The 22098-nt window shown below is 63.7% G+C and carries 25 protein-coding genes; 13 read left to right on the top strand and 12 right to left on the bottom strand.

Annotated elements, in window-relative coordinates; all coding sequences use genetic code 11:
- Positions 1–36 precede the first annotated feature (36 nt).
- From M2D63_RS01480 to M2D63_RS01460, 5 genes are all read left to right on the top strand, one after another.
- Positions 37–786, top strand: coding sequence for an SDR family oxidoreductase (locus tag M2D63_RS01480; RefSeq protein WP_285860960.1), 750 nt, complete (start codon positions 37–39; stop codon positions 784–786).
- A 33-nt stretch (positions 787–819) separates the two neighbouring features.
- Entirely contained in the window at positions 820–1233 is a 414-nt protein-coding gene (locus M2D63_RS01475; protein WP_285860959.1) for a cupin domain-containing protein, read from the top strand.
- Positions 1234–1301: 68 nt separating this feature from the next.
- Positions 1302–2399, top strand: a complete 1098-nt coding sequence (locus tag M2D63_RS01470; protein WP_285860958.1) for an HlyD family secretion protein — start codon at positions 1302–1304, stop codon at positions 2397–2399.
- Positions 2396–3997, top strand: coding sequence for a DHA2 family efflux MFS transporter permease subunit (locus M2D63_RS01465; RefSeq protein WP_285860957.1), 1602 nt, complete (start codon positions 2396–2398; stop codon positions 3995–3997). The genes M2D63_RS01470 and M2D63_RS01465 overlap by 4 nt, the downstream gene beginning before the upstream one ends.
- A 4-nt stretch (positions 3998–4001) precedes the next feature.
- Positions 4002–4292 carry a hypothetical protein gene (locus M2D63_RS01460; protein WP_285860956.1) on the top strand — a complete coding sequence of 97 codons (291 nt, stop codon included), beginning with the start codon at positions 4002–4004 and terminating at the stop codon, positions 4290–4292.
- Positions 4293–4301: 9 nt separating this feature from the next.
- Here M2D63_RS01460 and M2D63_RS01455 read toward each other — a convergent pair whose 3' ends face one another.
- Complete coding sequence (locus M2D63_RS01455) at positions 4302–5204, bottom strand: LysR family transcriptional regulator (protein WP_285860955.1); 903 nt, start codon at positions 5202–5204, stop codon at positions 4302–4304.
- Positions 5205–5313: 109 nt separating this feature from the next.
- Between M2D63_RS01455 and M2D63_RS01450 the strand changes: the two genes are divergently transcribed.
- Together M2D63_RS01450 and M2D63_RS01445 are read left to right on the top strand one after the other, a co-directional pair.
- Positions 5314–6147 carry a hypothetical protein gene (locus M2D63_RS01450; protein WP_285860954.1) on the top strand — a complete coding sequence of 278 codons (834 nt, stop codon included), beginning with the start codon at positions 5314–5316 and terminating at the stop codon, positions 6145–6147.
- Positions 6148–6238: 91 nt separating this feature from the next.
- On the top strand, positions 6239–7207 hold the full coding sequence (locus M2D63_RS01445) for a glycine betaine ABC transporter substrate-binding protein (protein WP_285860953.1): 969 nt from the start codon (positions 6239–6241) through the stop codon (positions 7205–7207).
- Positions 7208–7301: 94 nt separating this feature from the next.
- On the opposite strand, the gene M2D63_RS01440 is transcribed toward M2D63_RS01445, so the two are convergent.
- The 5 genes from M2D63_RS01440 to M2D63_RS01420 form a co-directional block, all read right to left on the bottom strand.
- Positions 7302–7658 (bottom strand): VOC family protein, encoded by a 357-nt coding sequence (locus M2D63_RS01440; RefSeq protein ID WP_285860951.1) that lies wholly within the window; start codon positions 7656–7658, stop codon positions 7302–7304.
- Positions 7659–7790: 132 nt separating this feature from the next.
- Positions 7791–8657 carry an oxaloacetate decarboxylase gene (locus tag M2D63_RS01435; protein WP_285860950.1) on the bottom strand — a complete coding sequence of 289 codons (867 nt, stop codon included), beginning with the start codon at positions 8655–8657 and terminating at the stop codon, positions 7791–7793.
- Positions 8658–8717: 60 nt separating this feature from the next.
- Positions 8718–9326, bottom strand: a complete 609-nt coding sequence (gene ttdB, locus M2D63_RS01430) for a L(+)-tartrate dehydratase subunit beta (RefSeq protein WP_285860949.1) — start codon at positions 9324–9326, stop codon at positions 8718–8720.
- Positions 9323–10222: a L(+)-tartrate dehydratase subunit alpha gene (gene ttdA, locus M2D63_RS01425; protein ID WP_285860948.1), complete on the bottom strand. Its 900-nt coding sequence runs from the start codon at positions 10220–10222 to the stop codon at positions 9323–9325. Before ttdA ends, ttdB begins: the two co-directional genes overlap by 4 nt.
- A 19-nt stretch (positions 10223–10241) precedes the next feature.
- The gene (locus M2D63_RS01420) at positions 10242–11573 is read right to left on the bottom strand and encodes a dicarboxylate/amino acid:cation symporter (protein WP_285860947.1); all 1332 of its coding nucleotides are present in this window, start codon (positions 11571–11573) and stop codon (positions 10242–10244) included.
- Between the two features lie 173 nt (positions 11574–11746).
- On the opposite strand from M2D63_RS01420, the gene M2D63_RS01415 reads away from it, so the two are divergent.
- The 3 genes from M2D63_RS01415 (at position 11747) to M2D63_RS01405 (ending at position 15082) form a co-directional block, all read left to right on the top strand.
- A complete protein-coding gene (locus M2D63_RS01415; RefSeq protein ID WP_285860946.1) occupies positions 11747–12670 on the top strand; it encodes a LysR substrate-binding domain-containing protein in 924 nt (307 codons plus the stop codon).
- A 131-nt stretch (positions 12671–12801) separates the two neighbouring features.
- Positions 12802–14103 carry an Nramp family divalent metal transporter gene (locus M2D63_RS01410; protein WP_285860945.1) on the top strand — a complete coding sequence of 434 codons (1302 nt, stop codon included), beginning with the start codon at positions 12802–12804 and terminating at the stop codon, positions 14101–14103.
- A 226-nt stretch (positions 14104–14329) separates the two neighbouring features.
- The gene (locus M2D63_RS01405) at positions 14330–15082 is read left to right on the top strand and encodes a carbonic anhydrase (protein ID WP_285861132.1); all 753 of its coding nucleotides are present in this window, start codon (positions 14330–14332) and stop codon (positions 15080–15082) included.
- A gap of 38 nt (positions 15083–15120) precedes the next feature.
- On the opposite strand, the gene M2D63_RS01400 is transcribed toward M2D63_RS01405, so the two are convergent.
- Entirely contained in the window at positions 15121–16398 is a 1278-nt protein-coding gene (locus tag M2D63_RS01400) for a flavohemoglobin expression-modulating QEGLA motif protein (RefSeq protein WP_285860944.1), read from the bottom strand.
- 91 nt (positions 16399–16489) lie between these two features.
- On the opposite strand from M2D63_RS01400, the gene M2D63_RS01395 reads away from it, so the two are divergent.
- Entirely contained in the window at positions 16490–17152 is a 663-nt protein-coding gene (locus M2D63_RS01395) for a bifunctional 2-polyprenyl-6-hydroxyphenol methylase/3-demethylubiquinol 3-O-methyltransferase UbiG (protein WP_285860942.1), read from the top strand.
- Between the two features lie 29 nt (positions 17153–17181).
- Here M2D63_RS01395 and M2D63_RS01390 read toward each other — a convergent pair whose 3' ends face one another.
- The 5 genes from M2D63_RS01390 to M2D63_RS01370 all read right to left on the bottom strand — a co-directional run bounded on the left by M2D63_RS01390 (position 17182) and on the right by M2D63_RS01370 (position 20806).
- Entirely contained in the window at positions 17182–17919 is a 738-nt protein-coding gene (locus M2D63_RS01390) for a tetratricopeptide repeat protein (protein ID WP_285860941.1), read from the bottom strand.
- Positions 17920–18067: 148 nt separating this feature from the next.
- Positions 18068–18256, bottom strand: coding sequence for a DUF1289 domain-containing protein (locus M2D63_RS01385; RefSeq protein ID WP_285860939.1), 189 nt, complete (start codon positions 18254–18256; stop codon positions 18068–18070).
- A complete protein-coding gene (locus M2D63_RS01380) occupies positions 18240–18599 on the bottom strand; it encodes a hypothetical protein (protein WP_285860937.1) in 360 nt (119 codons plus the stop codon). Before M2D63_RS01380 ends, M2D63_RS01385 begins: the two co-directional genes overlap by 17 nt.
- 82 nt (positions 18600–18681) lie before the next feature.
- Positions 18682–20241: a sensor domain-containing diguanylate cyclase gene (locus M2D63_RS01375; RefSeq protein WP_285860936.1), complete on the bottom strand. Its 1560-nt coding sequence runs from the start codon at positions 20239–20241 to the stop codon at positions 18682–18684.
- 85 nt (positions 20242–20326) lie between these two features.
- Complete coding sequence (locus M2D63_RS01370) at positions 20327–20806, bottom strand: cysteine hydrolase family protein (protein WP_285860934.1); 480 nt, start codon at positions 20804–20806, stop codon at positions 20327–20329.
- Positions 20807–20987: 181 nt separating this feature from the next.
- Here M2D63_RS01370 and M2D63_RS01365 point away from each other — a divergent pair, with 181 nt between their 5' ends.
- Positions 20988–21560, top strand: coding sequence for a hypothetical protein (locus tag M2D63_RS01365; RefSeq protein ID WP_285860933.1), 573 nt, complete (start codon positions 20988–20990; stop codon positions 21558–21560).
- A gap of 156 nt (positions 21561–21716) precedes the next feature.
- On the top strand, positions 21717–22007 hold the full coding sequence (locus M2D63_RS01360; RefSeq protein WP_285860932.1) for a hypothetical protein: 291 nt from the start codon (positions 21717–21719) through the stop codon (positions 22005–22007).
- Positions 22008–22098 lie beyond the last annotated feature (91 nt).

Below are 22098 nucleotides of genomic sequence, written 5' to 3'. Positions count from 1 at the left end.
ACGGCACGCCTTGCCGTCCCATAGCGGAGAGATGCCATGAAGATCGTCGTCATCGGAGGCACCGGCCTCATTGGTTCGAAACTGGTCAAAAACCTCACCGAGCGCGGCCATGATGCGCTCGCCGCCTCGCCCAACACCGGCGTCAACAGCATCACCCGCGAAGGCTTGGCCGCCGCGATGGATGGCGCCGATGTGGTGGTCGACGTGGCCAACGCGCCGTCCTGGGAAGACCAGGCCGTGCTCGACTTTTTTGAAACCTCCACCCGCAACCTGCTGGCCGCCGAAGCCGCCGCCGGTGTCGGTCATCACATTGCCCTGTCGATCGTCGGCTGCGAACGCCTGCCCGACAACGGCTACTTCCGCGCCAAGGTCGCCCAGGAAAACCTGATCAAGGCCTCGGGCCGGCCCTTCACCCTGGTGCGCGCCACGCAGTTCTTCGAGTTTGTCGGCGGCATTGCCCAGTCGTCCGTGGTCGGCGACGAAGTACACCTGTCACCGGCGCTGATCCAACCCATGGCCTCCGACGATGTCGCCGCAGCGCTCACCGATGCGGTGCTGGCCGCACCGCTCAACGGCACCCTGGAAATCGCCGGTCCCGAGGCCATGCCGCTGGACGAGCTGGTACGGCGCTTTTTCCGCGCCACCGGCGACACCCGCACGGTGGTGCCCGACGTGCATGCGCGCTACTTCGGCGACGTGCTCGACGACCAGTCCCTGACCCCCAGCCACAACCCGCGCCTGGGCGCGATCCACTTCGAAGACTGGCTGGCCCGCACGGCACGCTAAACCCCATCCCACTGCCCACCAAGGAGTACTGTCATGTTCACTCGATTGCTGATGGCCGCGGCCATCGCCGTGCTGTCGATCACCAGCGCCTCGGCCGCCGACCCGGTGCCCGGCAAGGTCAGCCTGGTGTTCGACCGCGTCCTGCCCAACGTGCCCGGCAAAAGCATGCGCGGCGTGCTGGTCGAATACGCCCCAGGCGCCGCCTCGCCGGCCCACACCCATCCGAAGACCGCCTTCATCTACGCCACGGTGCTCGAAGGCGCGGTGCGCATCCGCATCGAAGGCCAGCCGGAGAAGGTCTACAAGGCCGGGGAAAACTTCGTCGAGGAGCCCGGCTCCTTCCACGCCGTCAGCGCCAATGCCAGTGACACGCAACCTGCGAAGCTGCTGGCGGTGTTCGTGCTCGACAGCAGCGAGAAGGAGCTGGTGACCCCGGCAAAGCAATAACCCGATCAACCTGCTGATCGTCCCTCGCCATCCGGCGGGGGTCATCGGCCCTGCACAGGACAATCGCCATGAACGCGCTCGAGGACACTGCCACCCAAGCCAGCGATACAGATGCCGGGAGCGGTGCCGAGCAGCCGTCGCGCAACAGCAAGAAACTGCTCGGCGTGCTGCTGTGCGCCAGCGCCCTGGCGCTGCTGGCGGGCGGCTGGGCCGTGGCCTTCAACGCTGCCAGCACCTCGACCGACAACGCCTATGTACGGGGCGACGTGACCTCGCTGGCCGCCAAGGTGGCCGGCTATGTCACCGCGGTGGAGATCGAGGACAACCAGAGCGTGCGCGCCGGCGATGTGCTGTTTCGCATCGACGATGAAGACTACCGTGCCCACCTGGCCCAGGCCCAGGCCAATATCAAGGCGGCCGAGGCGCGCCTGAGCAACGTCGATGCCGAAACCCGTCTGCAGCATGCCCTGATCCGCCAGGCCGAGGCCCAACGCCGTTCGGCCGGGGCCGAAATGAATCTTGCCGCCAAGACCCACGACCGCAGCCAAAAGCTGATCGTCAGCCATGCCGTGAGCCAGGCCCTGGTCGATGAAACCGGCGCCGCCCGCTCCAAAGCCGCGGCCACGGTGTCGGCCGCCTCGGCAACGGTGGAGGCCCAGCAACAGCGCATCGCCGTGCTGCTGGCCCAGCGCGAAGCCGCCGTGGCCGCCGTGGCCCAGGCCCAGGCCGCCCGCGACCTGGCGCAGATCAGCCTGGACAGCACCGTGGTACGCGCACCGGTGGACGGCGTGGTCGGCAACCGTCAGGTCCGCGTCGGCCGCTTCGTCACCCCGGGCGCGGCCCTGCTCGATATCGTGCCGGTCAACGACGTGTGGGTGGTGGCCAACTTCAAGGAAACCCAGCTCGAACATATCCGCCCCGGCCAGGCCGTGAGCGTGCAGGTCGACGGCTATCCCGACAATACCCTCGAAGGCGTGGTCGACAGCTTTGCCCCCGGCAGCGGTTCGGCCTTCAGCCTGCTGCCCAGCGACAACGCCACCGGCAATTTCGTGCGGGTGGTGCAGCGGGTACCGGTGAAGATCCGCCTGGCCCATAACCCGCTGCCTGGGCGCATCGTGCCCGGTCTGTCGGCCCGCGTCGAAGTGGCGCTGGGAGGTGGATCATGAACACCGCCGCCAGTGCCAGGCGCAGCCAACTGTCGACCCGCAGCGGCGTGCTGCTGATGACCGGCATCGTCCTGGCCACCCTGACCGAAGCCATCGCCAGTACCGTCCTGGCGCTCGGTCGCAGCGACATCCTCGGCGACACCTACGCCACCCCCGACGAGTTCGCCTGGCTGGATGTGGGCTACACCGCCTTCAAGCTGATCGGCTTCATGACCGCGTCCTGGCTGCTCGCCCGCTTCCCGCCGCGCAGCGTGGTGGTCGGCGCCACCCTGGCCATGGGCCTGGCCTGCGCCGTGGCCGTCTTCAGCACCCGCCTCGACCTGCTGGTGGTGCTGCGCATCGTGCAGGGCTTTGCCGGTGGCACCTTGCTGGTCGGCGGCCAGGCGATGATCTTCGGCGCCTTCGCCCAGGCCCGGCAACCCTTGCTGCAAGCGCTGTTCGCCATGGGCGCCGTGGTCGCCTCGGCCACCCTCGCCCCGGCCCTGCAGGGCTGGCTGATCGACAGCCGCTCCTGGGTCTGGATCTTCTTCTGCGTTGTGCCACTGGCCCTCGCCGCCAGTGGCCTGCTGCTGGTCGCCGAGGCACCGCGGTCCACCGGCAACGTCCGGCGTCCGTTCGACCTGATCGGCTTCGTACTGATGGCCGTCACCCTGCTGTGCTTCACCTACGTGTTGAGCCAGGGCAGCCGCTGGGACTGGTTCGAGGCGCCGCGCATCCTCTGGCTGACCCTGATCGGCAGCGCCGCCCTGCTCGCCTTCATCGGCCAGCAGCTACTGGCCAAGGGCGTAGGCCTGCTGGACTTCAGCCTGTTCCAGTCGAGCGACTTTGCCTTTGCCTTGATCGTCAGCTTCGTCGCCGGCGCCGCGCTGTTCGGCAGTGCCTATCTGATACCGGCGTTCGCCTTGTCGGTGCTCGGCTTCAGGCCCACCGATGCCGGGTTGCTGCTGTTGCCCAGCGGCGGTTGTTTTATCGTCGCGCTGCTGATCGCCGCCTGGCTGATGCAGGCCCGCCGCGTGGCACCCTTCGCCACCGTGCCGTTCGGTATCCTGATGATCATGCTGGCGATGTGGATGTTGTCCGCCTCCACCCACGAGAGTGGTGCAAGCGACATGATGGCGGCGGTGCTGCTGCGTGGGTTCGGCCTTGGCTTTCTGTTCCTGTCGATCACCCTGATCGCCTTCAGCGACTTGAAGCCGCGCAACCTCGCCAGCGGCATCGGCCTGTTCAACACCGGTCGCCAGCTGGGTGGCCTGATGGGGGTGGCCGCCCTGCAGACCCTGATCGAGCACAAGCTGGCTGCCAGCGCCGTGATCCTCGGTAGCCACCTCACCCCGGGCACTGGCGCCGTCATCGAACGGCTGTCGACCCTCTCCACGGTGCTGGCCGGCAAAGGCATGGACGCCGTAGCCGCCGGCCGTGCCGCGACCAGCCTGCTGGGCCGCGCGCTGACCGGCCAGGCCTCGGTGATCGCCTTCGAGAGCGCCTTCCTGGCCGTGACCCTGCTGTTCGTGGTAGCGGCGCCGATGCTGGTGGCGATCAAGATCGGCTTTGCCCGCCGTGGCAAGGCGCGGACCCAACACCCCATGACTAGCGAGTAACGTGATGAACGAACCGACAGAATCGACCCGGCACCTGCAACAGATCCGCAACTCGTCGCTGTTCCGCTGGGCCGCGATGCTGCAATGGCTGGGCATTGCGCTGTTCCTGCTGGCCGTGGGCCTGGCGCTACTGACCGATATTCACCAGGAGGTGCGGGGCGTCCTGCTGATTGCCGTGCTGAGCATGCTGGGGTTGATGTCGCTGGTTCCGGCACGTTTCATCCTCACCGTACAGCTGATGACGCCTGCCGGGCCCCGAAAGGCCAGGCCGCGCCGCAAACCACCGGTGCAGTGACACCCAGCGTCACTGCCCTTGCGTCTGTTTGACCCAATCGGTCAGCGCCGCGACCATCTGATGCACTTCACTGTTGTGCGGTTCGGAAGGGCGAATGATGGCGTTCCAGGCGATGTCCAGGCCGTCGTTCAACGCCGCCCAGGCCAGCTCGCCACGCTCGAGGCTCGGTGCCACCAGGTCGCGCTGCAGGATGCTGATGCCCTGGCCCGAGCGCACCAGTTCGACGATGGCTTCGATCAATTCCACGGTGATCATGCGCCGCGGCAGGATGCTCGCCGGGGCGAAGAAGCGGTCGTATTCCCAGCCCTTGGCGCGCTCGGTCGAGTAGGTCACCAGGTTGTAGGTCTTGAAGTCTTCGGCATAGATATTCGTGCGTCCGGCCAAGGGGTGGTCGGTGGCCATGATCGCGATCAGGTCGTCGCGAAACAGCGGCAGGCGGGCGACCCCGCTGGGCACCATGCCGTCGTCGATGATCGACACATCCAGCTTGCCCTGCATCAGGCCGGCATACACATCGGCACGGGGCACGCTGACCAGGGTGATCTCGATATCCGGGCGCAGCGCCGAGTAGTGCTTGATGAACTTCGGAATCCAGCGAAACGGGCCGTAGGACGTCACCCCCATGCGCACGAAGGCGCTGACCCCGCCGGCCAGGGAACGGGCTTCGGACTCCGCCTCGTTGAGGATGCCGATGATGTCCCGCGCCGCCCGCTCCAGGCGCACCCCCGCCGGGCTCAGGCGCAGCTTGCCCGCCGAACGCTCGGTGAGGGGCACGCCCAGGCGCCGTTCCGCCTCGCGCAGGCGATGGCTGACCGCCGAAGGCGTCACCCACAGGCGTTCGGCCACCGCCGTGATCGAGTCGAGTTCCGACAGGGCCTGCAACATCACAAGGTGATCGAGGGTGAGTCTCATGGTGGACGACCTGAATTTAATTCACAAAAGTACGTAAAATTATGAGCGTGACTTCATTTTTCCCGCAGCGCAATCTGATTCCAGCACCAACCACTGGAGAATGACAACAATGACTGCGCCCGCCTTCACCGCCCCCCTCGGCGATATCGTCGACCTGACCCGCTACCCTCTCACCGATCGCAGCAGCGCCGCCTACCAGGCCCTGGTCAGCCAGAGCCGCGCGCGCCTGGAACAGGAAGGCGTGGCGATCTTCCCGGGCTTCGTCCTCGACCCGGCGGTTGTCGCCATGGCCGAGCAGACCCTGGCGCTGCAAGCGCGGATGTTCCGTTTTCGCGAACAGCACACGGTGTACTTCAAGCCACAGGAAGAGACTGCCGACCCGGCCCACCCGCTGCGCCGCTTGATGGAAACCGAAAAGGACACCGTCGCCTACGCCGATATTCCGGCCGACAACCTCACCCGCCAGCTCTATCAGTCGGACGACGTGCTGGCGTTCATCAAGGATGTGCTCGGCCAGGACCTGCTCTATCGGCATGCCGACCCGCTGGCGGCGCTCAACCTGCAGGGTTTTGCCGAGGGCCAGCAACTGGGCTGGCACTTCGACCGCTCGGATTTCAGCGTCACCCTGTCGCTGCAGGCGGCCGATGGTGGCGGCGATTTCGAGTACGTGCGCATGCTGCGGCGCGAGGAGGATGATTGCTATGACGCAGTCGGCCGCTTCCTCGACGACCCGGCGACCCAGCAGGTCGAGGTGCTGCCCCAGGTGCCCGGCACCCTGTCGCTGTTCCGTGGCCGCTACTCGCTGCACCGGGTGACGCCGATCGTTGGCCAGCGGCTGCGGCTCAATGCCGTGCTGGCTTACGTCGACAAACCCGACGTCGAGTTCAGCCCCTATGCCCGCCAACTGTTCTACGGGCGTACCACGGCGGATTCTGCGATCTGATAGCGGTTGCTGTTCAAGGGCCGGCACTGGCTTGCAACGTGCGGCAAGCAAGTGCCCGCCCTCCCCGATTACTGTTACGGAGCGTCTAATAATGAATTACAAGAAGACCCTGCTGACAACGTTACTTTCCCTCGGCCTGCTGGCCGGCAGCGCCGCAAGCCAGGCGGACGACTGGTGCGCCTCCGGCAAACCGGTGAAGTTCGCCGGCCTGAGCTGGGAAAGCGGGATGCTGCTCACCGACATCATGATGATCCTGTTCAAGGAGGGCTACGGCTGCCAGACCGACCAACTGGTGGGCAACACCATCATCATGGAGACGGCCCTGATCAGTAACGACATCCAGGTGTTCGCCGAAGAATGGATGGGCCGCAGCGAGGTGTGGAAGAAGGCCGCGGCCGCCGGCAAGGTGGTGGCCGTCGGCGCGCCGATCCAGGGCGCGGCCCAGGGCTGGTACGTGCCACGCTATGTGGTCGAGGGCGATGCCAAGCGCAATATCCAGGCCCAGGCCCCGGGCCTCAGGACGGTGGCGGATCTTGCCCGCTACGCGGAAGTTTTCCGCGATCCGGAGGAGCCGTCCAAGGGCCGCTTCTACAACTGCCCGGCAGGCTGGATCTGCGAGGTGGACAACACCGAGATGCTCAAGGAATACGGCCTTGAGAGCACCTATACCAACTTCCGCCCGGGTACCGGCGCGGCCCTGGATGCCGGGGTGCTGTCCAGTTACAAACGCGGCAAACCGGTGCTGTTCTACTACTGGTCGCCCACGCCACTGATGGGCCAGATCGATGCGATCAAGCTGGACGAGAAGCCGGGCGTGGACAAGACCGTCACCACCCGGGTCGGCCTGTCCAAAGACTTTCATGAGCAGGCGCCGGAGCTGGTCGCGGTGCTGGAGAAGGTCAACGTGCCCATCGACCTGCTGAACCAGAACCTGGCGAGGATGAGCCAGGAACGCATCGAGTCACCGAGGCTGGCGAGGCTCTTCCTCAAGGAACATCCGCAAATCTGGCACCCCTGGGTCAGTGAAGCCGCCGCCCAGAAAATCGACGCAGCACTGTAGCCGCTGCCGAGGCACGAGGCTGCGGCTTGTAGGAGCGGGCTTGCCCCGCGATAGCGATTTGTCAGTTAAACCGCATCGCGGGGCAAGCCCGCTCCTACAGCCGGGTCGTCCAGACCGCCAGTTCGTAGCCATCCGGATCGATGAAGTGAAACCGGCTTCCCCCCGGAAACGAAAACGTTTCCCGGCTGATGACCGCCCCCGCCGCCTTGATCCGCCGCTGGGTCTCATCAAGGTCATCGGCATACAGGATGATCAGCGGGCCACCGGGCCGTACTGGCTCCCCGGTGGTGAAACCACCGCTAAGGCGGCCATCGCTGAACTCGGTATAGCTCGGACCGTAGTCCACGAATGTCCAGCCGAACACACTGCCGTAGAAGGCTTTGCTGCGGGCGATATCGGTGACGTTGAATTCGATATTGTCGATCTGACGATCCTGTCCACGAACGCTCATGGGTGCTCCTTGCTGATTGGCGTTTGGGTGAGTCTAGTGAAGAAATGTACACCCTCCCATCATCTCCGGGCTCACCGAAATCCTGTAGGAGCGGGCTTGCCCCGCGACAATCCCCCCCTGAATCCCTACACCTCAAGCCTGCACATTCAGGTAGTCCCGGGCCCAGGCGTTGTAGTCATCGGCAATGCTGAAACGCGCCACCCGCTGCGAGGCGCTCAAGCCTGTGTCGGGCGCCATGCCCCGCTGACCGCGCAGGCTCTGGTAGGTGGCTTCGATCGCCGCAAAGTAGGCCACGTGCCCCTCCACCACGATCCGCACGCCCAACTCCGCCAGGTGCCTGTCATCGCGCAGCGCCGGGTTGCCGTAGGTCACCAGCATCAGCGGCACGTTCAAGCCCTCGGCTATCGCCGCAAGATGCTCGACGTCCCGCACCCCGACCAGGCAAATGCCATCGGCTCCGGCATCCTGGTAGGCACGGGTGCGCTGCACGACCTCGGCCAGCGGCTGCACGCCGACGTGGGTGCGGGCGATGAGTGCCAGGGCCTTGTCGTCACGGGCCTGGCGGGCCGCACGAAGCTTGCCGACGCCCTCCTCCACGCTGATCAGCTCGACGGTCTGTCCATCAAAGCGCACCGGCAACAGCGTGTCCTCGAGGGTCAGCGCGGCAACCCCGGCGCGCTCCAGTTCTTGCACGGTGCGCATGACATTGAGGGCATTGCCGTAGCCATGATCGGCATCGGCAATCACCGGCAGGCGAGCGACCCGGCCGATGCGGGTGGCCTGCTCGACGAACTCGCTCAAGGTGACCAGGGTTATGTCCGGGGCGCCAAGCACCTGCAGGGACACGACCGAACCACCGAGGATGCCGACTGCAAAACCGAGGTCGGCGGCGATCCGCGCCGACAAGGGGTCGAAGACCGACGCGGTTCGCAGGCACGTGTGGCTGGCAAGCAGCGCACGCAAGGTGGTGCGCAGCTCATGGGGACTGGCTTTATGCATGGTGGTCTCTTTGCGCTGGAGCGGGCGTTCACGGCGTCCCTGCCGTGGCCGCCCTGCCGGTCACTTGATAAAGCGGACCTGGCTGTTGATCTTCTCGATGACCGAGCCCTTGCGCTCGTTGAAGCGCGCCTTGTTCTGCTCGAACAGGTTGTTGCCCTTGGTATCGATGGAGATGATCAGCGGGCCGAACTCGCGCACGCGGTTGACCCACAGGGTCTCGGGCATGCCCAGGTCCTGCCACTCGGCGCGCTCGATCTCCTCGACCTTGGTCGCCGCCAGCACCGCACAGCCGCCCGGGAACACCGCATGCACCGCCTTGTTCTCCAGGCAGCCGGTAGTGGTCTCCGGGCCCATGCCGCCCTTGCCGACGATCAGTTTGACGCCGGTCTCTTCGATGAACTGCTTCTCGAACTTCTCCATGCGCATGCTGGTGGTCGGGCCGATGGAGACCATCTCGAAGCTGCCATCGTCCTTCTTGCGCACGATGGGTCCGGCGTGGAAGATCGCCCCGCCACGCAGGTCCACCGGCAGTTCGCGCTTGAGTTCGATCAGGCGGCGGTGCGCCACGTCGCGGCAGGTCACCAGTTGGCCGGTCAGGTAGACCACGTCACCGACGTTGAGGCCGGCCAGGTCCTCGTCCTTGATCGGGGTGCTGAGGATCTTTTTCACAGTACTACTCCTTCATGGGAGAGGATGTCGTAGGTCAGGTCGGCATTGATGCGGATCTTGCCGCGCCGGTGCGCCCAGCAGCCGGTGGACACGGCCACGCCGATGGTCGAGGGGTGACGCGCCGACGATTCGATATTCACCCCCATCACGCTGCTGTTGCCGGTCAGCCCCTGGGGACCGATGCCGATCTCGTTGAGGCCCTCCTCCAGCAGCTTTTCCATCAGCGCGGCGTTTTCATTCGGGTGGCTGGAGTCCACCGGGCGCAGGATCGCCCGCTTGGACAGGCGCGCCGCGGTCTCCACCGAGGTGGACACACCCACGCCGACCAACAGTGGCGGGCAGGCGTTGACCCCGCGCGAGGTGATCACGTCGAAGACGAACTCGGTCACCCCTTCGTAGCCCTGGCCCGGCATCAGCACCTTGGCCGAACCTGGCAAGGTGCAGCCGCCCCCGGCCATGTACACGTCGACGATTGCGTAGTCGGCGTCGGGGATGATTTCCCAATCCAGCCACGGGATCTTCGAGCCGGTGTTGGTGCCGGTGTTTTTCTCGATGAAGGTTTCCACGGCGTTGTGGCGCAGCGGGCCCTTGATGGTCGCTTCGCGGGTGGCATTCTCGAGGATGCCTTCCAGTTCGCTCAGCAACGGAAACCTTGCGCCGGCGGCGATGAAGTACTGGATGACCCCGGTGTCCTGGCAGCTGGGGCGGTCGAGTTTATCGGCGTAGTCCTGGTTCTCGGCCATCGAGTCGTAGACGGCGATGGCCAGCGGGTTGGTTTCCGCCGCCCGCAGTTTTGCGGTCTTCTCCTTGACGTCCTTGGGCAGGCGCTTGCCGATATAGGCAGTGAACTTGGCCATCACGTCGGTCAGTGATGATACGGCTGCTTCTTTATCCACGGTTGTTCTCCTCATTGCATCACAAGGCTGTTTTGACGGGGCTTTGGGGGGTGAGCGGCTGTGCTTGCCGTGCCTGCTCCTGCTCGGGCACAGGGCCGCCAGCGAGCACCTGGTCCATCTGTTGTTTGTCGAGGGCGCCGACCCACTTGGCGATCGCCATGGTCCCGACGGCATTGCCGATGGTGTTGGTGATGGCCCGCGCCTCGGACATGAAGCGGTCGACACCGAGCAGCAGCACCATGCCGGCCACCGGAATGTTGTCCATGGTCGCCAGGGTCGCGGCCAGGGTGATGAAGCCGGAGCCGGTCACCCCCGCCGAGCCCTTGGAGGTCAGCAACAGCACGCCGAGCACGATCAACTGGTCGGTCAGGGTCAGCGGTGTGTTGGTGGCCTGGGCGATGAAAATCGCCGCCATGGTGTAGTAGATGCACTGGCCATCGGGGTTGAAGGTCAGACCGGAGGGGATCACCAGGCCGACCACCGGCTTGGACACACCGACCTTCTCCAGCTTGGTCATCAACTGCGGCACCACCGACTCGGAGGAACTGGTGCCGAGCACGGTGAACAGTTCTTCCTTGAGGTACTTGAGGAACTTCCACAGGCTGAAGCCGGACAGCCGGGCGATGAAGCCGAGGATGACCACCACGAACAGAAAGCAGGTCAGGTACATGGTCGCCATCAGCTTGCCCAGCGACACGATCGAGCCCAGGCCGTACTTGCCGACGGTGAAGGCCATCGCCCCGCAGGCGGCCAGCGGCGCGACCCGCATGACCATGCCGACGATATGGAACATGCCGTGGGAGAAGGCCTCCAGCACATCGACAAAGGGTTTGCCGCGCGGCCCCAGGTGCGACAGGGCAATGCCGAACAGGGTCGAGAACAGCAGGATCTGCAGGATCTCGTTCTTGGCGAAGGCGTCGGTGACGCTGGCCGGGATCACATGCAGCAGAAAGTCGCTGAAGCTGCCCGAACCGGCTGCCGCCGCCGAGGTGTAGGTGGCGATGCTCTTGGCATCGAGGGTGGCCGGGTCGACGTTCATGCCCTCGCCGGGCTGCACCAGGTTGACCACGATCAGACCCAGCACCAGGGCGAAGGTCGAGAGCACCTCGAAGTAGATCAGCGCGCGCACGCCAACCCGGCCCAGCTCCTTCATGTTCTCCATCTTGGCGATGCCGAGCACCACGGTGGCGAAGATGATCGGCGCAAAAACCATCTTGATCAGTTTGATGAAGGCATCGCCGATGGGCTTGAGGTCAACGCCGACGTGGGGCCAGAACACCCCCAGCAGGATGCCCAGGGTCACGCCGATCAGGACCTGGACATACAGCTTGCCTATGAATCGCTTGGCCATTGTCTTCTCCGCATTATTGTTGTGAGTCGGATTTTTTCTGGCGCCCGGGCGACTGGCAGTGGCAGGTCAATAGCCCAGGTTTGTTGTGGTTAATCACGGGAGTTAAAGGTAATGGCTTTTTCAAAGTGCTGTAATACAATGAAATTCACTTCATTATTTACTTCAGGTTAATTATGAATCCGGTCTCGGAACTGGCCTTTTTTACCCAGCTGGTCAAGGTGGGCAGCCTTGCGGCAACGGCGCGCGAGCTCAACCTGACCCCGCCGGCGGTCTCCAAGCGCCTGGCCCAGCTGGAGCAGCGCCTGGGCGTGCGCCTGCTCAACCGCACCACCCGCAGCATCAGCCTCACCGCCGAGGGCGAGACCTACCTGGTCAACGCACAGCGGATCTTGGGTGAGATCGAGGAAATGGAACGCCAGGTCTCCAGCAGCCGGGCCGAACCCAAGGGCCTGCTACGGGTGAATGCGCCCCTGGGTTTCGGCCGCACCCATGTGGGCCCGGCGGTGTCGTCGTTCGCCCGGCGCTATCCCGAAGTCGAGGTGCAACTGCAACTGACCGACCGCCCCATCAACCTGCCCGACGATGCCATCGACGTGGCCATCCGCTTCGGCGAGCTGCCCGACTCGCGTTTGATCGCCCGCAAGATCGCCGCCAACCGTCGTCGCCTGTGCGCGTCACCGGCCTATCTGGAGGCCTTCGGCTGTCCGCAGACACCCAAGGACCTGGCCCAGCACAACTGCATCGTGCTGCGCCAGAACGACGCCGCCTTCGGCAGCTGGCGGCTGAGCCGCGGCAAGCAGAGCGAATCGGTCAAGGTCCGCGGTACCCTCAGCACCAACGACGGCGAGGTGGCATTGAACTGGGCGCTGGATGGCCAGGGCATCCTCATGCGCGCCGAGTGGAACCTTGCCGGGCATCTGCGTGCCGGCCGGCTGGTCGAGGTACTGGGGGATTACCAGACGCCGCCTGCGGATATCTATGCGGTGTATCTGGAGCGCCTGAACCTGTCCGCCAAGGTCGCCTGCTTCGTCGAACACCTGCGCGACTTCTTCCGCCGCAACGCCGACGGTCCGGGCGATATGGCCGGCTGGCAGTAGGAGCCTGCTCGATAGCGCTGCGGCCAGGAAATATTTAGTAACACTCTCCGAAAAACCAATGTTGTACGACGTCATATCTAATGTGATTGACTTCGCCAGCTCTCACAAAAACAACAACGGAGACACCCCCAATGACCAGCATTCCTTCCGTGGAAGGCCAGGCTGCGGCACCTGCTGAACGCCGCGCGACCCGATTGTTCAAGCTGCTGGGCCCCGGCATCATCGCCGTGCTGTCCTGGCTGGGCGCAGGTGATCTGATCACTTCCTCGGTGGCCGGCGCCAACTACGGCTACGCGATGATGTGGGTGCTGGCGGTTTCGCTGCTGCTGCGCTTTTTGATCGTCAACATCATTGCCCGCTTCCAGCTGTGCAATAACCAGGGCATGACCATCCTCCAGGGCTATGCCCAGCTCCATCCCGTGTTCGCCTGGTTCATGCTGGTCTACGCCCTGCTCATGGGCCACCTGATGAACGCCTACATGATCAAGGGCGCGGGTGAATCGCTGGCGATGCTGCTGCGCGTCGACTACCCCATGCTGTGCTCGCTGGCAGTGGTGCTGGCGGTGTGGCTGCTGGTGGGGCGCAATATCTATTCGATGATCGAAGGCGTGATGAAAGCCCTGCTGGCGATCATGACCCTGGCCTTCATCGCCCTGGCGGTGATGTCCGGCCCGGATGTGAACGGCATCATCAAGGGCACCATCGGCTTCAGCATTCCGGCCGACGAAGGCGTGCACGGCGCGCTGCTGGTGGCGGTCTCGGTGATCGGTGCGGTGGCAGGCTCGATCGCCAACTTCGTGCACCCGTACGTGATGCGCAAAAAGGGCTGGACGGGGCCGGAACACAAACGCATCCAGCGCAACGACCTGCTGTTTGCCGTGTTCGTCGGCATCATCATCAACCTGGCGATCTGGATCGTCGGCGCAGAGATCCTGCGACCCAACGGCATTGAAGTGAACACCCTGGGCGACCTGGGCAAGGCACTGGAAATCTTCTTCGGCCCGATCGGCTGGTATGTGTTCTTCACTGGCGTGTTCGCCACCCTGTTCGCCAGCATTTCCGGCAAGACCACGGCCTTCCCGATGCTGATCACCGATGCCCTGCAGCACGTTTGCCCCAAGCGCCGCGAACGTTACGGCAAAGAGTTTCACCATGACCCGATGCACAAGTGGTTCATGCTGTTCATCCTGGTCACGCCGCTGATCTGGTCGCTGCCCGGCATGCCGGACTTCGTCACCCTGACCATTGGTGTCAGCGCCCTGAACATCGTCGGCTTGCCGGTGATTTCCCTGGGCCTGCTGATCATGTCGAACCAGAAGTCGCTGCTGGGCAAGCAATATCGTAACAACCTGTTCGAGAACATCGCGCTGCTGTTTGCCACCGGACTGGCCCTGTGGGTGGCGTTCCAGCTGGGGGTGGATCTGTTTGGCTGATGTCCGCCAGCCCGCTGTTCCCGATGACTTCGCCAACGCCGGCGCAATGCTTTCAAGGTTGCTCCGGCGTGTGGCTTGTCCTGCCCGACCGGCATGAAACATGGGTCGGCAAAATCAAACTGTTACACCTCGGCTAAACTGCATAGTCCCAGTGTCAGGTACTGTCCATGGCACTGCCCTCCCAACAGCAGTTACATCAACCCTGTTGACCCGAGTACACACGATCATGTGTAAATCATGTGATTCAACCTCAACTGCAAACACCACGGATCGTCGTCGATTTCTTCGCCTGGCCGGACTGGGAGCAGGTGCCCTGCTGCTGGCCGGCGCGCTGCCCGGGCGCTTTGCCCAGGCTGCGGAAAAATCGTCTGCGCCCCCAAAACCACAGAACGTCGTCAGCCCCGACCAGGCGCTGAAACGACTGATCGAGGGCAATGAGCGGTATGTGAACGGCGACTCGACCACCCACGACTTCAAGGATGAGCGCGAAGCATTGGTGTCGGGCCAGAACCCGTTTGTCGCGGTACTGAGCTGTTCCGACTCGCGCATCGCACCCGAGTACGCGTTCGATACGGCACGCGGCGACCTGTTCGCCATACGCCTGGCCGGCAACTTCGTAACCGGCGAAGGGCTGGCCAGTCTCGAATATGCCGTTGCCGTGCTCGGCACCCCGCTGATCCTGGTGCTTGGCCATGAAAGCTGCGGTGCCATCGAGGCCGGTATCAAAGCGGTGAAGGACAATGCCAGCTTCCCTGGTCATATCCCGAAACTGACGGAGGCGCTCAAGGCGTCAGTGGAAAAAGCCATCAAGCAACCCGGCGATCTGATGGAAAACGCCATTGCGCAGAATGTCAAAGACTCGGTCGAGCAGTTGAAAAAGGCCACACCGCTGCTCACCGACGCCCTGGAAAAAGGCAAGTTGAAGGTGGTCGGTGGCGTCTATCGGCTGGCCACCGGCAAAGTGGAAATGATTGCCTGAGCCCCCTGGAGAGACAGTCTGTCGACTCAGGCTGTCTCTCAGTCCTCGCTGGCATTGTCTTCGTGCTCGTCGGCGAACGCCATGAACACCTTCAGGTCCAGCACCTCCAGCTTGATCCGGGCAATGAACGCCGAGAACGCCAGGTTGGCGGCCAGCCGCCGCATGTCGCAGGCCCAGGCCGGCACATAGGTCGGCGCCTGCAGCCAGCCTTCCTCGAACAGCGGCGCCAGGCGTACGGTATCGGCCAGGCTCATGCGCCCGGCAAACAGATGGCCGACCAGTTCCGGGCGGTTGTCGCGGATCGCAACCCGCAGCAAGGTATGCACACCGAGCAGGCCGGTCAGGTAGGCGGCATCCTTGGTAAAGGCCGAGCCGCCGCGCACATCGGCGCCGCGGAAAATCCGCTGGGTGGAGCGGAAGGACTCCTGCGGCGACTGACCAGCCTGAAGAAAACCTTCGAACACCTGGATGAAATCGGCGCCATCGAGCGCCTGCTGGACCGCGATCACCCGCAGGGCAACGCGGCGCAGACGGTTGATGTCCATGCTGCCGGTGAACAACTCGGCCAGGGTGGCAATGCCCTCCTGGGTCTGGGTGGTGCGTGGCGCCCCCAGGCCCAGGCACTTGAGGTTGGGCTGGTTGGCACCGTTCTGCGCGGTGGCGACATGCACGAAGGCCTCGTGCTGCAGCAACTGCTGCTTGTCCAGTTCGCTGAACAGGGCGCTGGCGCGCAGGCGGATGCGGCTGGTCCCGGCAATGGCCTTGGACGCCAGGGCCGGATCCAGCACGATCTTGATCCGCCCCGCACCGAAGAAGCGGTCCAGCTCCGGCTGCATCCAGGCGGCAAAATCCGCGGCGGGAATATCGGCCTCGGTCGACGGGATCTGGTCACCACCGAGCAGGGCGTCGGTGGTCTTGAGGAAGAAACGCGCCGCGTCGAGCATGGTCAGTTTCTGCCTGGGGTAGAAGAAATCCGGACGTCGGTACAGCGCTGCCGAATACCCGGTAAACGCGGGTGTACCGATCGCCCCCAGCATGCGCCCGGCGGTGGCGTAGCTGCGCGCGGTCATGGCCAGGAAACGCCCGGCCGGATGGCCCTGATCGCACTTTGCGATAAAGGCCTGCAGGGCGGCAATGTCGGCGCTGTGCTCGCGCGGCTGCAGTTCGACCCTGGGCAACTGCGCGTTGCCGGCGCGCCACTGGGCGAGGAACGCCTGCTCGACCCCGTCCGGCCAGGCCAGGGCTTCGAGCACGCGGATCTTGCGGGCCAGCCCGGGCAGCGCGGCATCGAGCTCGGACAGGGAGACGGCGCTCATGCAGACCTCCTTGAGGAACCAGGTTTCATCGCATCAGCTTAGCCGCTGTTTGTCCTATCCTTGTCCCTGAATCCCCAGCCTGGTCCACACCATGCCTGCCCCCGAAACCACCCTCCTGCACAGTTGGCAACTCAATGCCCAGGCCTGGATCGAGGCGATCCGCAATGGCCGCATCGACAGCCGCCTGCAGGTCACCGACCAGGCCATCCTGCTGGCCATCCTCAGCCGCCAGCCTGGACGCGTGCTTGACCTGGGCTGCGGCGAGGGCTGGTTGCTGCGGGCGCTGGCCGAACGGGGCATCGAGGCGGTCGGGGTGGATGGCGAGGCGGCGCTGGTGGAGGCAGCGCGGGCGGCGGGCTCCTCGCCGGTGTTCCTGGCGAGCTACGAGCAACTGGCGGATGCCACGGTGGATATCGGCAGCGGCTACGACCTGATCTGCGCCAACTTCGCCCTGTTGCACCAGGACATCATCCCCCTGCTCGCCGCCATGAACGCCCTGCTCGCCCCCGCGGGCGCGCTGGTGATCCAGACCCTGCACCCCTGGATTGCGGCGGCGGGCGAGTATCAGGATGGCTGGCGCGAAGAGACCTTCGCCGGGCTCGAAGGCCAATGGCAGCCCATGCCCTGGTACCTGCGCACCCTGTCCAGCTGGATCAATGCGCTGGACATGGCCGGTTTTCGCCTGGCCGGCCTGCAGGAGCCGCAGCATCCGCAAAGCCCGGTACCGCAGTCGTTGTTGCTGGTGGCGATATAACGTCGATCGCGATCTGGCGGACAGTCAATTCAGCCCTGCATCAAAATGGCACCGGGCGGAACCCGCTTGTGCAGCTTCTTGCAACTGGTGGCTGCCGGCTGTTGCTCCGCCGAGCGGTCGGGGAACCAGATTCGGCACTGACCGGGCGGCGGCCAATGGCCTCGGGGAATCCTGATCTCGTGGTCCGTGGATGCGCGTTCGAGTGAAGCCATCTGCTTGTCGCCTTCGGCAACGGGGCGCCCCGCCGCCTTGCGATCGAGGGCATCGCTGGGGCGCTCAGCCTCCGGCGTGGATTGCCCAGCGCTGGCAACTTCTGCATCAGGGCTCTTTTCGAACAGCCCTTCCAGCCACGCGCGGATGGCCCCGCGATCCTTTTGCGCAGCGGCCGGGGTACTTGCAGCCTGGGCCTTTTGCGCAGCCTCGATCAACTGGAAATTGCGATTGCGCAACATGACGTTGTTACCCACGCCGACATTGGATCGCAGCGCCAGCGTTTCCGCCTGTTCGTACTGCCCTTGCTCAAGCCGCAAGACGCCGAGGTAGTGCAACGTGGCCGGATTGTTCGGCTGGATCTGCAGCGCCCGCTCCAGGGTCGCCGCCGCTTGCTCCATCTGGCCGTCGGCATACTGCTGCGAGGCGGTTTCGATCAGCGCGGTTGATGCTTTGTTGCTCTGTATCGCGGCATTTCGCTCGGCCGCCACCGCGCCCTGCGACGCGACGGCGCAAAACGCCAGAAGGATACCTGGCAGAAAACACGTGGTTGGCATCTGGGACGGACTCGCAAGGTTCGAACGGCACTGTGGGCAGACAGGCCCCAGAGGAAGGGGCCTCTATTGACCCGGCCTGCACCTTGAAGTTCCCGCGTGGCATGGACGACCACAGGACTGTTCGAGGCCGTCAATCAAGCCGTGATGGCTACTTTTTGTTGTTCCTTTTGTTGAGCGATTTCAGCCGAGCACTGGCTTTTTGCACCGTTGCCATCTTCTCCGGCCGTTTCATGCCCCGCCATTTGCGAATTTCTTCCCGGGTGCGCCCGCAGCTGACACACAGCTCGCTGTTCAACTGGCACAGCGAAACGCAGGGGTTTTCAATGTCCTTGGCCATGCTTGCCACCCGAACGTTGCCGTGAACTCAACCGTGCGTCCCAATCCCCACCGTGCCTCGATGCACAGCGCTCCTCGGAGTCAACCTCGACATGGGCGGCGATCTGCGCGACGGTGATGCCGATATCCTCGAAGGCTGCTTGTGTAAGCTCATGCATCCTCACCTTGGCCTGGCTGGCGATAGCAGCATTCATATGCCTGTCGCTATCGAAGACCCAGGTGACGATGAGGCTTTCTGGAAAGCGCTCGTAGTCGACTCGATGGGTGAGCCACTCGAAGCCCAAGATTTCACTTTTGCCCAGCTCGCAGGCCCAGGTCAGCGCCCGCGCCAGTTCACGCTCCATAGTGGCATGCTTGCGTTTCGATGAAGCCTTCACGTGTTCTCCACAAAAAAAGGGGACCGATTCGTTGCTCTGACGCTCGGCCTCAATCGTCGCCGCTACTCAAGGCCATCCCCTCCCGTCCGCGCTGCTTGACGTGATACATGGCCTGGTCTGCGGCTTTGAGCAGTGTCTCAAGGCGTTGCCCGTCGCCAGGGCAGCGGGCGATGCCGATACTACAGGAGATCGAGAATTCGCCTGACGTCGTCACGATGGGCTGGCCAATGGTTTCCAGCATCCGCCTGCCCACCGACTCGGCGTCCATGGCATTGACCAGCTCTGCCACCAGCACCACGAACTCATCGCCGCCGAACCGGGCAACGGTGTCGCACGAACGCGCAGCCTGCTGCAGGCGACTGGCCACGACACGCAGCACCTGGTCGCCGACCTCATGGCCGTGGCTGTCGTTGATTTCCTTGAAACGGTCCAGGTCGATCACCATCACGGCAAAGGGTACCCCGTGTCGATGCCAGTAGTCGCAGGCCTGCTCGAAGCGCTCGGTCAGCAGGTGACGATTGGGCAGTCGGGTCAGTACGTCATGGGTAGCCAGGTAGGTTGACTTCTCGTGCTCGCGCTCGGCAAGTTCGATGGCCCTGAAATGCCGGATCAACACCAAGGGCATGAGCACCAGGGCACCTGCGAGCACCGCCAGTATCATCAGCGCTTCGCCGGTCAGGATATCGCCCAGGCGCAGTTGGCGCTCGAAGAACAAGGTCACGGGTTGCGAGCTGTGAGTGATCTCGACCCGCTCGCTCAGGCGTGGCAGGAACAGACGGTCCAGCACCCCGACCCGCCCGGTGTCTTTTGCAAACACAATGCTCTGGCCACTGGAAACCGTGTTGAGCACCGCACTGATGCCCACCTGGGGGGCTGGATCGACGTCACTCACAGCCTTGCGCAGGGCGTCGGTCTTGATTACCAGCAAAGCGACCATCGTGCTGCCGAAGAAGTTGGGCCGCGCCGGCTGTTGTGCCTGTTCGGGACGCGTGACCGACTGCATCAGGATATAGGCGTTCTCGCCTTCGTACATCGCGAACACGGGCGAAACAGTGGGCTTGAGGCTTTTGCGTGCCTGGGCCAGGGCGTAGGACAGGTAACCGACGGTTTCCAGCTTGACGCCATAGATCGCCCGGGCCTGCGCAAGCTCCGGGTACATGAACAGCACCGGCCAGGTTTCGCCGAGGCTCAGTTGCTGCCCGGGCGCTTGATGAGCAAGGCTGGGGAAGTCCTTGAACGCAAAGTCCGCACGCCATGCGCGGCGCAATAGCGCTTCGAAATTCGCTTGCTCGGCCACGGGAATGCCCCGCGCCACCTCAAGCATGTAGAGATGAGGGTAAGCGGCCAACACGGTTTCACAATAACGCGCGGCTGCCTGCGTATCACTCTGGTCGACCGCCTGGAGAAAGGCTGAAAAACCGGCCAGTACCGCTTCATTGGTGTCGAGCTGGTTGCGCACTACGCCAGAGATCGTCTGCACATACTGGGAGAAGCGTGTTTGCCAACGGTGCGTCTCGGACTTGAGCAGCAACAGGGTCGAAAAACCGATCAGGCCAACGGCCAAGATGATGAATCCGGCGAGCGAGCGCTGGCGCTTGATCAGCTTCATGCGTCATTCCGCGCAAGTGGTCCATGCCATCCACGCGCCGCCGTGACAGCACAAAGCGCCGCGCCGCCTCTCCCACCGTGGGGGTTCATGCCTCCAGCCCGGCAATCACCTCTGCGCAGGTCGTCACCCGGCCGAAGTGATGCTTCCACAGATCGATCCCCAACTGCCCCGAGCGGTCCAGGGAGGACCCCACGGTCAGGTCGGTCACCAGCGTCGGGCACAGCCCGGCATCGAACAGCGCAAAGCCTGCGGCGAGCACACAGGTTTCGGTCTGGATGCCACACACCAGCACACGCTCCGCGCCGCACTGTTTGAGGTAGTCGAGCATTTCAGCGGTCGGCCCGTAGCCGTGCTTGACGAACACCTGGTCGGCCTCGACCAGGCTTTCATCGTCCGCCGCCGGGTGCCAGCCGAGCTGGCGTTGAAACGGCGTGACCTGCTCGTCATGGAGCTCGAGCGACGCAATGGTGGGAATTCGCGCCGACAACACCCGCACACCGTCCACCAGCCACTGCGGCGGATTGAACGTGGATTGGACATCCACGCTGAGCAAGACCTGGCGCATGCTGACTCCCGAACATTGGCTTGAGGCGCGCAGTATATCGTTGCTGGCACTTGTATGGCACTCGGTGCCGACACATGTGAGCTCGCATCAACCTTGTTAATGCAATTACTAATTTGTATCATTTAGTTTCAATTCAGCGAAGCAGGGAACGCAGCGCCCAAACAATAATAAGGTCAAGGCAATGCTCAAGATGCTTCTCGTATACGCTCATTTGCTCGCTACGTGTATCGCCCTGGGGCGGGTATTGCAGGCTGATCACAAGCTGTGGTGTTGGCGCAAGGAAACACTGGACCAGGCCAGGCGCGAGTACCTTGATGAGACGCAGAAGATCGTCAGCCTCGCACTGCTGGCCCTGTGGGCAAGCGGGCTGTTGCTGGTGCTTCAGGGTTACCTCAATGAAGGCGATGGGTATCTGCTCAATCAGAAGCTCTGGGCCAAGGTGACGGTGGTCGCGTTGCTCAGCCTCAACGGTGCATTGTTGCATCGAGTCGGCTTCCCGCTGCTGCAAAAAGCGCCATTCGTCGCACTGCGCAGTGCAGGCCGCATGCGGCTCGCCTTGCTCGGTGCGCTGTCCATGAGCGGTTGGCTATTCGCCGCGTTCCTGGGGGTGGCCCGAGCCTGGAATCACGTGTTGCCTTATGTGCATGTGATGGGCGCATTCGCCGCATTCTCGTTACTGGCCTGTTGCGTGGCACTTGCGGTTGCCGGCAGGGCGAGCAGTGTCGCAGCGCAACAATCCTCGGTATCGGGGTAGCTATTCATATGGGCCAGAAGCAGCCGATGGTCGTTGCCGTTGGTCTGTCGTCGACGTCTGGCTAAGCTTAAAAGACGGGGGCGAACTGAAACCTGGGTGTAGCGGCCTTCAGTGAACCAGGATGGGTATAAGACCGTGCTCCCAAAGGAGACGAACATGTACGCGGTTATCAGAACCTACCTGGGTAAGGGAGCAAAACAGCTTTTCGTACTTCTGGAAGAACGCAGGAGCGACGTCGAAGCGGCCCTGCGCACAGTGCCGGGCCTGGTCAGCTACACACTGCTCAATACCGGTGACGGTGGTACGGCGGTGACGGTTTGTGCGGACAAGGCCGGCAGCGATGCAAGCTTGAAAGTCGCACGTGAGTGGATTCAGAAAAATGCAGCGCATATCCACGCAGAGTCACCGATCGTGACGGAAGGTCCGGTCATCGTGCAGATCAAATAACGAACTCCGGGGGGCAGATTCATGCTCTCCGGGGTTTGCAATAACCCTGTAGGAGCGGGCTTGTCCCGCGATTGCAGGGCATCAGTTGCAT

It is taken from the genome of Pseudomonas sp. BJa5 (assembly GCF_030272875.2).
In the GTDB taxonomy this organism is placed as follows: domain Bacteria; phylum Pseudomonadota; class Gammaproteobacteria; order Pseudomonadales; family Pseudomonadaceae; genus Aquipseudomonas.
The sequence above is the reverse complement of the archived record's forward strand: the minus strand, read 5'-3'. Positions and strand labels throughout refer to the sequence as shown.

Bases quoted from the DNA above. Each gene is read 5' to 3' on its own strand.
- M2D63_RS01410 (WP_285860945.1), top strand. From the start codon at position 12,802: ATGACCAGCATTCCTTCCGTGGAAGGCCAGGCTGCGGCACCTGCTGAA.
- M2D63_RS01460 (WP_285860956.1), top strand. From the start codon at position 4,002: ATGAACGAACCGACAGAATCGACCCGGCACCTGCAACAGATCCGCAAC.
- M2D63_RS01475 (WP_285860959.1), top strand. From the start codon at position 820: ATGTTCACTCGATTGCTGATGGCCGCGGCCATCGCCGTGCTGTCGATC.
- M2D63_RS01360 (WP_285860932.1), top strand. From the start codon at position 21,717: ATGTACGCGGTTATCAGAACCTACCTGGGTAAGGGAGCAAAACAGCTT.
- M2D63_RS01385 (WP_285860939.1), bottom strand. From the start codon at position 18,256: ATGGCCAAGGACATTGAAAACCCCTGCGTTTCGCTGTGCCAGTTGAAC.
- M2D63_RS01455 (WP_285860955.1), bottom strand. From the start codon at position 5,204: ATGAGACTCACCCTCGATCACCTTGTGATGTTGCAGGCCCTGTCGGAA.
- M2D63_RS01370 (WP_285860934.1), bottom strand. From the start codon at position 20,806: ATGCGCCAGGTCTTGCTCAGCGTGGATGTCCAATCCACGTTCAATCCG.
- M2D63_RS01400 (WP_285860944.1), bottom strand. From the start codon at position 16,398: ATGAGCGCCGTCTCCCTGTCCGAGCTCGATGCCGCGCTGCCCGGGCTG.
- M2D63_RS01420 (WP_285860947.1), bottom strand. From the start codon at position 11,573: ATGGCCAAGCGATTCATAGGCAAGCTGTATGTCCAGGTCCTGATCGGC.
- M2D63_RS01375 (WP_285860936.1), bottom strand. From the start codon at position 20,241: ATGAAGCTGATCAAGCGCCAGCGCTCGCTCGCCGGATTCATCATCTTG.
- M2D63_RS01390 (WP_285860941.1), bottom strand. From the start codon at position 17,919: ATGCCAACCACGTGTTTTCTGCCAGGTATCCTTCTGGCGTTTTGCGCC.
- M2D63_RS01415 (WP_285860946.1), top strand. From the start codon at position 11,747: ATGAATCCGGTCTCGGAACTGGCCTTTTTTACCCAGCTGGTCAAGGTG.
- M2D63_RS01470 (WP_285860958.1), top strand. From the start codon at position 1,302: ATGAACGCGCTCGAGGACACTGCCACCCAAGCCAGCGATACAGATGCC.
- M2D63_RS01380 (WP_285860937.1), bottom strand. From the start codon at position 18,599: ATGGAGCGTGAACTGGCGCGGGCGCTGACCTGGGCCTGCGAGCTGGGC.
- M2D63_RS01440 (WP_285860951.1), bottom strand. From the start codon at position 7,658: ATGAGCGTTCGTGGACAGGATCGTCAGATCGACAATATCGAATTCAAC.
- M2D63_RS01395 (WP_285860942.1), top strand. From the start codon at position 16,490: ATGCCTGCCCCCGAAACCACCCTCCTGCACAGTTGGCAACTCAATGCC.
- M2D63_RS01480 (WP_285860960.1), top strand. From the start codon at position 37: ATGAAGATCGTCGTCATCGGAGGCACCGGCCTCATTGGTTCGAAACTG.
- M2D63_RS01365 (WP_285860933.1), top strand. From the start codon at position 20,988: ATGCTCAAGATGCTTCTCGTATACGCTCATTTGCTCGCTACGTGTATC.
- M2D63_RS01450 (WP_285860954.1), top strand. From the start codon at position 5,314: ATGACTGCGCCCGCCTTCACCGCCCCCCTCGGCGATATCGTCGACCTG.
- M2D63_RS01465 (WP_285860957.1), top strand. From the start codon at position 2,396: ATGAACACCGCCGCCAGTGCCAGGCGCAGCCAACTGTCGACCCGCAGC.
- M2D63_RS01435 (WP_285860950.1), bottom strand. From the start codon at position 8,657: ATGCATAAAGCCAGTCCCCATGAGCTGCGCACCACCTTGCGTGCGCTG.
- M2D63_RS01405 (WP_285861132.1), top strand. From the start codon at position 14,330: ATGTGTAAATCATGTGATTCAACCTCAACTGCAAACACCACGGATCGT.
- M2D63_RS01445 (WP_285860953.1), top strand. From the start codon at position 6,239: ATGAATTACAAGAAGACCCTGCTGACAACGTTACTTTCCCTCGGCCTG.